Annotated in this window: 1 protein-coding gene; it reads left to right on the top strand. The window is 51.6% G+C overall.

Annotated elements, in window-relative coordinates:
• Window positions 1-258: phosphate ABC transporter ATP-binding protein (locus tag SB658_RS25305; protein ID WP_410603184.1), on the top strand; the 258-nt coding region annotated here is incomplete at both ends.

Here is a 258-nt window from a genome sequence, read left to right as displayed (position 1 = left end):
AGGCGGTCAGCAGCAGCGGCTGTGCATCGCAAGAGCGCTCGCCACCAAACCGGACGTCCTTCTGATGGATGAACCGACGTCCGCTCTTGATCCCGTGTCCACGCGGAAAATAGAAGAGCTGATTTTGACATTGAAAGAAAAGTATACAATCGTCATTGTGACTCATAACATGCAGCAGGCTGCGAGGGTCTCTGATCAAACCGCGTTTTTCTATATGGGCGAACTGGTGGAGTGGGGCGATACGGGCAAAATATTTTC

It is taken from the genome of Bacillus sp. SIMBA_008 (genome assembly GCF_046535495.1).
Lineage (GTDB): Bacteria > Bacillota > Bacilli > Bacillales > Bacillaceae > Bacillus > Bacillus subtilis.
The sequence above is the reverse complement of the archived record's forward strand: the minus strand, read 5'-3'. Positions and strand labels throughout refer to the sequence as shown.